The 11,102-nt window shown below is 34.7% G+C and carries 7 protein-coding genes and 1 pseudogene; 1 reads left to right on the forward strand and 7 read right to left on the reverse strand.

Features of this window, described 5'->3' with window-relative positions:
• Nucleotides 1-308: pseudogene (locus tag OM075_RS15910) on the forward strand (type II toxin-antitoxin system HipA family toxin); the annotation flags it as partial.
• A gap of 198 nt (nt 309-506) precedes the next feature.
• On the opposite strand, the gene OM075_RS15915 reads toward OM075_RS15910, so the two are convergent.
• From OM075_RS15915 to OM075_RS15945, 7 genes are all read right to left on the reverse strand, one after another.
• Complete coding sequence (locus OM075_RS15915) at nt 507-1,097, reverse strand: mobile mystery protein B (protein WP_301191526.1); 591 nt, start codon at nt 1,095-1,097, stop codon at nt 507-509.
• Nucleotides 1,094-1,558: a mobile mystery protein A gene (locus OM075_RS15920; protein WP_301191527.1), complete on the reverse strand. Its 465-nt coding sequence runs from the start codon at nt 1,556-1,558 to the stop codon at nt 1,094-1,096. The genes OM075_RS15915 and OM075_RS15920 overlap by 4 nt, the downstream gene beginning before the upstream one ends.
• 788 nt (nt 1,559-2,346) lie before the next feature.
• Nucleotides 2,347-2,553 (reverse strand): DUF4372 domain-containing protein, encoded by a 207-nt coding sequence (locus tag OM075_RS15925; RefSeq protein WP_301191528.1) that lies wholly within the window; start codon nt 2,551-2,553, stop codon nt 2,347-2,349.
• Between the two features lie 261 nt (nt 2,554-2,814).
• Nucleotides 2,815-6,351: a family 78 glycoside hydrolase catalytic domain gene (locus OM075_RS15930; RefSeq protein WP_301191529.1), complete on the reverse strand. Its 3,537-nt coding sequence runs from the start codon at nt 6,349-6,351 to the stop codon at nt 2,815-2,817.
• Nucleotides 6,352-6,523: 172 nt separating this feature from the next.
• Nucleotides 6,524-7,990 carry a RagB/SusD family nutrient uptake outer membrane protein gene (locus tag OM075_RS15935; RefSeq protein ID WP_301191530.1) on the reverse strand — a complete coding sequence of 489 codons (1,467 nt, stop codon included), beginning with the start codon at nt 7,988-7,990 and terminating at the stop codon, nt 6,524-6,526.
• A gap of 24 nt (nt 7,991-8,014) precedes the next feature.
• The gene (locus OM075_RS15940) at nt 8,015-10,513 is read right to left on the reverse strand and encodes a SusC/RagA family TonB-linked outer membrane protein (protein WP_301191531.1); all 2,499 of its coding nucleotides are present in this window, start codon (nt 10,511-10,513) and stop codon (nt 8,015-8,017) included.
• Nucleotides 10,510-10,956, reverse strand: coding sequence for a carboxypeptidase-like regulatory domain-containing protein (locus OM075_RS15945; protein ID WP_301191532.1), 447 nt, complete (start codon nt 10,954-10,956; stop codon nt 10,510-10,512). Before OM075_RS15945 ends, OM075_RS15940 begins: the two co-directional genes overlap by 4 nt.
• Nucleotides 10,957-11,102 lie beyond the last annotated feature (146 nt).

Raw genomic sequence — 11,102 nt, forward strand, 5'->3', positions numbered from 1 at the left:
ACGGATTAACACAACTAGCTCCAGCTTACGATCTATTATCAACAAGGTTAGTCATTCCAGAAAAAGACGATCCAGAGGAGTTAGCCCTAACTATGGATGGTAGAAAACGAAAGTTTAGAATTGGTGATTTCCAACAATTAGCAAAGAGTCTAAAGTTAAAACAAAAACAGGTTGATAATATATCAAAGCGATTTCAGAAAGTGATGCCAACGGTTCTGGATTTTATAAATAATTCCTTCTTGCCTGAACATAAGAAATTAGAATATAAAGAATTAATTCAAGAGAGAGCTAGCAGGCTTTTTACTTAGTTTTATTCTTAGACGAGGAAAAACGGTTACTTTCCATAAAAAAATAGTATTAAATGAATAAATTATACCATAACGGGTATAAGTAGACCAGTACAGTCTTATATTATACCCGAAAGGGTATTGAATATGAAATTACAATACACCAATCCAAAAGGGAGACACATAGGTTTTAATTTTATGATACAACGGGCTTTTTATTTAACTCCTAACAAACTTTTCCAAGGGTTCATAATCATGTCTGTCCGCTGCCCTAAGAGCTTCAATATATTTCTTACGGACATCTCCTTTACTAGTCAAATCACCATTTCCCCATGTGAATGGCTCCAATCCAAAAACATCAGTCAATAAGGTATCGGCAATAAGTCGTGCATGTCGTCCATTTCCATTTGGAAAACAATGTATGGCAACAATGCGATGGTGCAATCTAACAGCAATCCCGTCGCTGTTAAATGTTTTGTTTTCAATCCAAAATTTAACATCATCAAGTAAATGCCTTAAATCGATAGCGATTTTAAATTTATCAACCCCGATATTTTTGTTGGTCTTTCTAAATGTTCCTGCCCAAGTCCAAACTTTATGAAACATCTGTGTATGAAGTTTCATGACAAAATCTTCATTGAGGATTTCAGATTTATTCTTCCGTTTATCCAGCCATTCCATGGCTTCTCCAATATTTTGCTGTTCCCAGCGATCGAGCTCACCACGGGTCTTAATAGTTTTTATCTTAAGACCTTCTAATTCATCTTCACTTAAGGGTGTCGCTCCTGGAGGATTACCGGTATCTATCATTTGCTCCAAAAATCTTTAGGGTTATCAATCAGTATTTTATCAACCATGTCTTTTAGGGCATTTTTTTTATCTTCATCTGAGAGTTCCTGAAGTTCAAGTGCCATTGTATGGTTCAACCGTTTCATTCTCACCATAGCAATTTTTCTAGCTTGGTCACGTACCATATCATCCAAAGTACCACGTGGTACAAAACCATACACGAATTCCATCCCCAAACCACGGGCAATATTCTGCAGGGATGATAGCTTGATGTTTCCATCAACTTCTGAATTCTCCAACCTCGAAATTCGAGATTGATCAATTCCCACTCTTTTACCAAGCTGTGATGTTGACATACCTAATGCCTCACGGATAGCTTTAATCCATCCGAATGATGTCGCTCCGGATTCTACCGCTTTTCTAAGAGGAAGAATCTTTTTATCAAGTTGTTCTCTAAGTATTTTCTTATCCCAATAACTCATTTCGATGCCTTATATAGCATTAATTATTTTCTATCTAATGCCAAAGGTAGCATTTATAAACAATTTTACAATGTCATTTATAGCATTATTAATTAATTTTACAATGCTATTAACAACATATATTTACCATTATTTTATGCTATATACAACATATATATTTGAGTATTTCTTGCTATTTATAGCATTTATAAACAATTCTATAATGAAATAAAGAGATAAAGGTAGGTTCTCTTACAGTAGTACAGTTTTAATTATGGAATTTGAAAATGATAGAATCTAAATTTAATGAATTAAAGATATAAGCGAATAAAAAGGATATTGTATTCCATGAAACTGACTCTATTTAACGTAATCATATCTATAAGACATTTAAAAATAAACTAAATTAAATTCAGAAGAAACAAGTCATTAATGGAGAGGTCTGTCTAATTGGCAAATCTTTAAAAGTTTAGCTGCATAATAGGTTTAATTTCAATAGCGTCCTAAATATCAATTTCAAAAAAATATAAACTAATAATTATAGGATTATACAAGCCTAAAATCTCATATTTCAAAACAAAACCCCTTGTATTGGCATTTCTGATTTAAATGGTATCTCATCAAATGGTTTATCTAACCATTTTTGCAATTCTATTTTCACAAAAAGATTCAATCTTATAAAGGCAACAAGGTTTGATAGTCTCCAACCAAATTTTGAGAGAGCTTTTAAATATTTTAGGACAAGTATGGTTATTAATGCAGTCCAAATTTGAATCATTACAGCATTTTCACTTGTTCCTATAAATGATTTAATATGGAGTAGCTGCTTTATTTCTCTGAAGAATATCTCGTACAGATTGACTTTTTGCAAATTGGCAAAATAACATCGATACTAAATGTGTCCAACTTGAATAACCTTTCTGGTGCTTGTCTGTTTCTCTTTCCTTTACTATAGATTTAAATGAACTACGGTCTAATTTTGAAATAATCTGAGAGAATAAATTTATCTTTGACATGTGAGAAGTTTTTTTTGTTGTGCAACTCAAAGATAATTTGAGATACTTAAATATCTTCTCACATTTTTAAATCGTTTAGGACGCTATTGGTTTAATTTATAAATGAATAAACATCTTACTTATTAATGCGACAGAACCGTAAATTAAAGTTGTCTCTGTTTTGCAAAGCTCTCAAATTAATTAATCTGCAAAACAGAAGCTATAAAAGATTCCAATATTAAAACCATTTCGATTTTCAATAATTAGGTTGCTCAGATTTTATTATTCATTGGGAAGTATATCAAATTTATACAATCCAGAATTGAGTAAATAAACAACCTTACCTTTCTCTTTTTTTAAGTATTTAATATCATTATTCTTATTTGTAACTACCTTTTGTCTATCATTTAAAGGTAAATATAACATAGCCGTTGTGTTGGCTGGCACTACAAAACGATAATGACAGGTATCATTTTTATTTTTCCAACTACTCTCTATCCGTCCATACATAGAATCATAATATCCTTTTGCATAAGTCATCTCTCCTGTAGGATCTGGCTCTGGTTGCAAAATAAAATGCTTGAATCCTGGATAATCTTCATTTCTCATAATACCTATCGAATAATTATACATCCATGCCCCTACTGCACCAAAAGAATAATGATTAAAGGAATTCATATGGTTATTCCCTCCAAAACCGTTGTTATGGGTATACGAATTTAACCGTTCCCAAATAGTAGTAGCTCCCTGTGTAACAGGATATAACCATGATGGATAAGAAGTTTGTTGCAGCAACCTGTATGCTATATCTGAATAACCATTATCGCTCAAAGCCTTATTAATCCAGGCGGTTGAAATAAACCCGGTCATTAGTGAATAGGGCTCACACATGGGGCCATTATCAATTTTATTCTCTCTTGTAATAGAATTAACAAAATGACCCAATACATTTTTCTTATTTTTCTCATTAATAACATTAAATGCAAGAGGAAGCACATAGGATCCTTGTGTATCAATTACTCTATCACCAAAAACAGTTTTTCCGTTATCTTCACATATATAAGTATGATTAAAGAATTTTTTTCGTTCTGTCTGAAGGCCTTCAAAATATCTTTGATCTTCATTTTCACCTAGAAAAGAAGCCACCTTTGACATGATTTTTAAATTATAAATGAAGTAACACTCCCAAAGAAGTGTTTTCTCATTCCTACTGTCTTCAAGCGACAACCAGTCTCCAAGAGCCCCCCACTGATTGCGTTCATCTTCACATAAAATGCCTGATTCAGGATTTATTCTAGTTACAAGATAGTCTATATATTTTTTCATGGCATCGTAATGAACTTTTAATAATCCAAGATCTCCATATTGTTGAAATGACTCCCAGGCAACTGTAATACCAGCACTTCCCCAGAGTGTTTCTCCAAAACCAACATCCAAAGGTGCAACATTTGGGAAATGACCATCTGCCCGTTGAAGATCACGCATTGCCAACATATGCCTGCGTAAAAACAAGGGAAGATCTGCTAAATAAGTTGCAGTTCTTGAAAAAACAGAGATATCTCCACTCCATCCAAGTCTTTCGTTACGCTGGGGACAATCAGTAGGTATCGACAAAAAATTACCCCATGTTGACCATGTGATATTCTCCCACAATTTATTAACCTTAGGATTTGATGTTTCATAATCTGAATTAATTTTATGAACAGAACTCAACACCACTCCTTTTACATCCTTGGGGGGCAAGGGGCTGGTGATACCTGTTATCTCTACATATCTATAACCATGATACGTAAACCTCGGTTGTATTATTTCTTGCTTTGATCCTCTTGTTATATAAATATCCTGAGCCATGGCTGCCCGGATATTTTCCAGCATAAGCATTTGCTCTTTCGACTTATACTCTTTTAAATTCGGATATAACACTTCTGAAAAGCGGAGTTTAATCTCCTTTCCCTCTGTAGTATTATGTAATATTATTTTAGGAACACCTACCATATTTTGTCCCATATCATATATAAAAACACCAGGGCGAACTTCAAAAACGCTTACCGAGGATAATTCCTTCACTTGCTGAACAGAAGGGTCTATTTGTCCCATTAATTTTGTATCTACAAAATCATTAAAATCCGGCCAATTGGCATTATGCTCTTTACTTACAGTACCATCTTCTTCTATTACCGAAGCCGGATGCCAGTTGGATGCATCATAAGATGAAGTACTCCACCCTTCTATGTTTTTCTCCTTACGGGCATCATAAACTTCACCCTGGAATATACTACCATAAATAACTGGTCCCTGGTTGTAATAGCTCCAGGTATCAGGTTTGGTAACAATCACCTTTTTACTACCATCCTCATAAGTAACAACCAGCTTGGCAAGCAATGATTGACGGTCTCCATAGTAATTCCAAAATTCACCCTGATAAGTTATTCCACCACTCCACCATCCTTCACCTAACTTAGCTTCCAATGCGTTTTTGCCACTATTTACAAATTCCGTTACATCATAAGATTGATACAATTGAGTTTTGTTATACTGTGTATTCTCTGGTGCAAAATAACTGTTACCAATCCTGTTACCATTCAAATACATTTCATAAATCCCTCTTGCTGATACATACAAACGAGCTTTTTTGACTGTAGCACCAGCATCAAAGGTTGTACGTAATAAAGGCATCGAATTTTTACTGGGATTTGCAACAATCATTGCTCCGCATTCCCCTCCTTTTATAACATACGAATTGTCCTCAACCCCAAATCCACTATCTTTTTTTGTAAATATTCCTTTATAATTTCCGTTGCTAAGATCTTCACTAAAAATCACATTTGAAGGTAATCTAAAATGAGAAACATTCACATTTGAGAACAAGGCTGTATTATTCTTTGGAACATGGAATCCAATATCTCCTAATACAGGAAATGCGAAATAATCTCCACCTCCTCGTCCTACAGGATTTAAGTTTACATTGCAGATTTTATTCTCATTTTTTAATCCATCAATAAAGATTGTAGTAATACCTAAATTAGATTGAATAGTAACACTATGTGAAAGGTATTTATTTTCATTATTTATAATTCCATTTAGAATTTGGTATGACTTGAAAGGCACCCCTTTTTTATCATCGGGATGATAACCAACCCTATAAATATTGAGCAATGCGTTTTCTCCTGATTCCAACGGTAAAAGATCCAATTCAATTTTTATATACGATCCGTCTTTTTCATTTTCTATATTGTAGATATTTTTATCACGATCCAATAACCTACTATCATTAGCTCCATATACGAAAGCGGCTTTTGTTGATTTTGTTTCCTCACCTAATTTAATAGTATAGTTAATTTTAAATACAGGAAGATAATGGGAGTATATTACCATATCCTCATTATTCCCACCAATCCAGCAAGCACCATCCCATGCAGGCGACTTATAATCAGGATTCATCAACCCCGTTTCAAACCATGAGCTTGATTTATGCTTTTTATTGTGATTGTCCCAAACTGTAACTTCCCAAAAATACTGGTGCGTTGAGGATAAAGACTCTCCTTCATATTTTATATTAAGGGACAAACCACTTTCTACTTTACCAGAATTCCAAACTGAATGCCCATTCTCATCAATAACATTTAACTGATAAGCCTTCTGCGAACAACCGTTTTGTTCTTTTGAAGCTTGCATTTGCCAGCTAAAATGAGGTTTATCAACATCTATACCTAATGGAGCCTGGACATACTCTACTTTAAGATTAACAAGGTTAACTTCTGCCTTCAATATTGAAATTGCAGCAATTAAGAGTAAAGGAATTATTTTTAGCTTATTCATCAACATCTATTTCTTATTATTTCCTATTATATTTCACCAACAAATTTTATCACTTTGCAATCCCTATAATTATGGCACAACCTGGACCTTACCTTTTTGAATTGATTAATCAACCAGAACTATTACTTCAAGAGGAGAGAATAAAAATCACATTATTCTCTCCTTTATATGTTTAAAAATACGGGTTCAACTCTGATTGTGATGATGGAATTGGAAACAATTGATTAATTGTAGTATAAGAGGAAGGTGAAACACCATATCCCTCAGGAAAGTAATAATCCTGAGGATTGGCTTTTACTCTTTCTCCATATTCTTTCATTACAGTTTCCGCTATATTAGTCCGGACTAAATCCAGCCATCTCTTGTTTTCAAATGCAAATTCCACTCTCCGCTCACGAATAATAGCATCCCGTACTTCATTCTGACCTGTAGCAATACTTCCTTCCAATCCGGCCCGGGATCTAACCTGATCCAAATATATCAATGCCTCATCTGTTTTGTTTTGTTCATTTAGGGCTTCTGCCATAAACAACAAAACCTCAGAATAACGGTAGACAGGCCAGTTGTCATCAGTATTATTTGTTAAAGAGTGAGGGTGAGCATACTTTTTAATAAATGGATAATCAACACCACTCGCTGAGATATAACCTATAGTAGCATCCTTTCTCAGGTCATTTACTTCGTAAGCATTAATAATATCCGGCGTAGGGATGTTATACCCTTCAATATTTCTTGCCACCTCTGTAATCCCTGTAACAACAGATATCTCATCTGCAGTTATTGGTTGAACCAGGAAAGTATAAAAGAAATTACTTTGAAAACCTTCAGTTCCTTCTTTATATTGAATTTCGAAAATAGATTCGCTATTGTTTTTCATTGAAGGATCAAAAACATCATTATAATCAGGCAACAAGCTATATCCCTTGATAGCTTTTAAAACAGTTTCTGCCTCTGACCAATTCTTTTGTACAATATATACGTTTGCCAACAGCGTTTTGGCAGAGCCTGTAGTAACACGTCCAGCTTCCTGAGTGTCTTTGTCAGGCAATAATTCAGAAGCCAAATCCGCATCGGCAATAATCTGTTGATAAATTTCATCTACATCAGATAATGGCAACGCTGTTTCATCTAAAGTTGCAGCTGGCGTAAGGTGTAAAGGTACTGCCCCAAAATATTGAACTAAATCAAAATAACAGAACGCTCTTAAAAACAATGCCTGTCCTTTAATATTATTTTTATCATCATTATCAAAATCCACACCATCAATCAAATCCAAAATTTGATTTACACGGGCTATAACATAATAATTATTGGCGTATTTAGTGTAAAGTATACCATTAGAGCTTTCTTCTATAAAATCAGCAATATATTCACCCTGTATGGTCCCCCTGTCATTGGGATTATACTTATAGGTAGAATTATCACTTCTCAACTCACCCATTGCCCATGCGCCATATGTACCATTATAAAGGGCTCTAAGAGGGGCGTATGCTCCATTTATGGCTTGTTCAAAATCACTTTGTGTATTAAAATATATGGGCGTACTTAAAGTTGTTTCCGAAGGGATCTCAACAAAGCTTTCATCACAACTAATAAAACAAAGCATCCCTAAAATTGATAATATTATTATATTCTTCATCTCAATATATTTTTAACCTTCAAATTATTTTAAATTCACATTTACACCAAAGGTGAATGTTCTGGGAACCGGATATGCTGAAAAATCAATACCCTGTGTAGTTGAACTTGGTTGATTTCCATTAAAATCCACTCCAACTTCAGGGTTTCCATATTTATAATTTGTAAAAACAAAAGCTTGTTGTACACTGGCATACACACGCAGGCTCTGTATAAAACTTGCAATTTTAGAAGGGACGGTATAGCCTAGAGTAATGTTTTTGATAGTAAAATAACTTCCATCTTTTACATACCTAGAATGGAAATCATCCCGATCGTGAGAAGTGGAACCTGTTGTTTTACCATATAATCCGGCACCTGGATTTTCCTCTGACTGCCATCTATCTTCAACATCTTTCAACACATTAAATACGCCATCCAGATTAACCATTCCTTGTTCTAATGCCGCTACAACTTTATTTCCATAGGAGCCCTTAGCAACAATTGACAAATCAAGGTTCTTATATTTAAAATTATTTGTAAATCCATAAACAAACTTAGGAAATGGGTTTCCTATTTCTGTCCTGTCGTCATTTTCAGTTACACCTGTTGTTATTACTCCATCACCGTTTACATCTTTAAACTTAATTGTTCCTACTTCTGAATCTACCAGCTTTGGAGAGCTGTCAAAATCAGCCTGATTTTTATAAACACCTTCTTGTTTCAATCCAAAATACTGGCCTATCCTTCCACCAACTTTCGTCCTTGTAGAAACAAATCCCTGCCATACAATTAACTGGTCGCTCAAGGAAGATAATGCCAATACCTTATTGTCACTAAATGATATATTAAAATTGGAACTCCATTTAAACTTTCCCACTAAATTGTCGGAGTTAATATTAAATTCGTGCCCCCAAAAACGAATCTTACCTACGTTACCTGTAAATGAAGAAAAACCTGATTCTATTGGAACTGAAAGAGTATACAATAAATTTGAAGTTTCTTTTTTATAATAATCATAAGTCAAAGCTACACGGTCTTTAAAAAATGCAAGATCAACTCCCAGGTCAAATTCCCTGGTTTTTTCCCAACCCAAATCATCATTACCTAAGTTTGTAACCGCACTACCACTATAAGTAGTATTATTAAAGGTTGTATTTACATCACCCTCAACTGTACTATATTGGGTATAATTACCAATATTATTATTACCTGTAACACCATAGCTACTTCTAACTTTCAAAAATGACACCCAATCAAACTTGCTCATAAAAGGCTCCTCACTAACTACCCACCCCACTGCAACAGCAGGAAAGTTCCCCCATTTATTATCTTTACCAAAACGCGAAGATCCATCACGCCTGATGCTGGCAGTTACTAAATACTTACTTTTATAATCGTAACTTAACCGGCTAAGATATGACAACATACTCCACTCCTGAATATCCATTGTTGGATTGTTTTTAACCAAAGCTGCATCTATAGTTTCAACCCTGTCATCAGTAAAATTATATCCACTTATTACACTTTGATCATATCGGTACTTTTGAGAAGTAAATCCTGCAAGGATATCTAAATTGTGCCCATTAATTTCTTTAGAATACTCCATGGTATTTTCTGTTAACCATGTCCAAAAACGTCTGTTAGTTTCTCTAAGGTTGGCAGTAAGCTGACCTGGAGCACTTGCAAATGCCCTTCCTGCTGTTGAGGGTTGAAAATAATGAACTAGTGTTTGAACTAATTCCACATTGGCCGCAGACTTTAGCTTTAATCCATCTAATACTTCATATTGAATGTATTCATTTGCTATTAAGCGTGTATCTATAGTTTTATTTGTTATCTCCTTAATTGACCTAACCCAGTTAGGCGTTGGAAATGAAGTTACACCGGGAGTAGTAACAGTGACAGGATAACTGCCATCTGCATTTTTATACGAAAGGATTGGAGGTGTAAGGGTGGCATTTGACAACAACCCACCGCCGCTAAAAAACTGTCCATCAGTAGATGGAGAATTATCGATATTGTAGGTAGGTGCAAGGTTTACGCCTATTGTTAGTTTATCATTAAGATCATATTTTACATTTGTTCGCAAAGAAAAACGGGTGTAATCAGAATTGAGCATTACCCCTTTTTGCTTAAAATATCCCCCTACAACCGAACTACTTAATTTTCCTTTACTTGAACTTATCGTTAAGCTATAATCATTAATAGTACCAGTCCTTAACATAGCATCATACCAATCATAACCTTTACCATATTGATCCGGATTCTGATAAGCCTCTGGCACTGATTGTCCCAAATCCTCATAATATTCCTTTTTAAACCGGGCCCATTCTGTACCATTCATAACATCCGGCCTTCCCTTATCCGGAACTATTTGAAAACCGGAATAAGCATTAATGGAAATATTCGATTTGCCTGATTTGGCTTTCTTTGTTGTGATTAAAACTACACCAAATGCAGCTCTGGAACCATACAATGAGGTTGATGCCGCATCTTTAAGTATGGATATTGATTCTATTTCATTGGGATTAAGATCTATCACCCCCCAGAAACAGGAAAACCATCTATAACATATAAAGGAGATGAGTTGGTAGATAAAGAAGCTGCTCCACGAATCTGGATATTCAATCCCTGCCCGGGTTTCCCTGTTCCCTGTGAAATATTTACACCGGCAAATTTACCCTGTAGCTTTTGCGTAAACTGAGTAACCGGAATATCTGTCAATTCCTTTGATTTAATGGATTGTAACGAACCCGTGGATTTTCTTTGCGTTGTATTACCGTATGCAATTGCAACAACTTCATCTAGCCCTATGCTCTGATCATCTAAAACAACATCAATCTGCAATTGGTTTGAAACCATGATCTCTTTTGTTTTCATACCAATAAAAGAGAAAACGATGATTCCATCATTAGGAACTTGAGCTAAAACATATTTCCCATCTATATCGGTTATAGTTCCGATACTTGTATTTTTAACAAACACAGATACCCTGGAATAGGTAAATTAGCTTTATCCACCACTATACCACTAATTGTTTTTGTCGCCAAAGAATTCTGACCGTGCAAAGTACTTTGTGTTATTTGCAACAAATTCAGAAGCGCAATAACAAACAGCAACTTTGGGATTAA

The organism is Plebeiibacterium sediminum, from assembly GCF_026013605.1.
Lineage (GTDB): Bacteria > Bacteroidota > Bacteroidia > Bacteroidales > Marinilabiliaceae > Saccharicrinis > Saccharicrinis sediminus.

What these genes read in the sequence shown, in the direction of transcription:
- OM075_RS15915 (WP_301191526.1), bottom strand. Translation starts at nt 1,097, where the DNA reads ATGATAGATACCGGTAATCCTCCAGGAGCGACACCCTTAAGTGAAGAT.
- OM075_RS15920 (WP_301191527.1), bottom strand. Translation starts at nt 1,558, where the DNA reads ATGAGTTATTGGGATAAGAAAATACTTAGAGAACAACTTGATAAAAAG.
- OM075_RS15925 (WP_301191528.1), bottom strand. Translation starts at nt 2,553, where the DNA reads ATGTCAAAGATAAATTTATTCTCTCAGATTATTTCAAAATTAGACCGT.
- OM075_RS15930 (WP_301191529.1), bottom strand. Translation starts at nt 6,351, where the DNA reads ATGAATAAGCTAAAAATAATTCCTTTACTCTTAATTGCTGCAATTTCA.
- OM075_RS15935 (WP_301191530.1), bottom strand. Translation starts at nt 7,990, where the DNA reads ATGAAGAATATAATAATATTATCAATTTTAGGGATGCTTTGTTTTATT.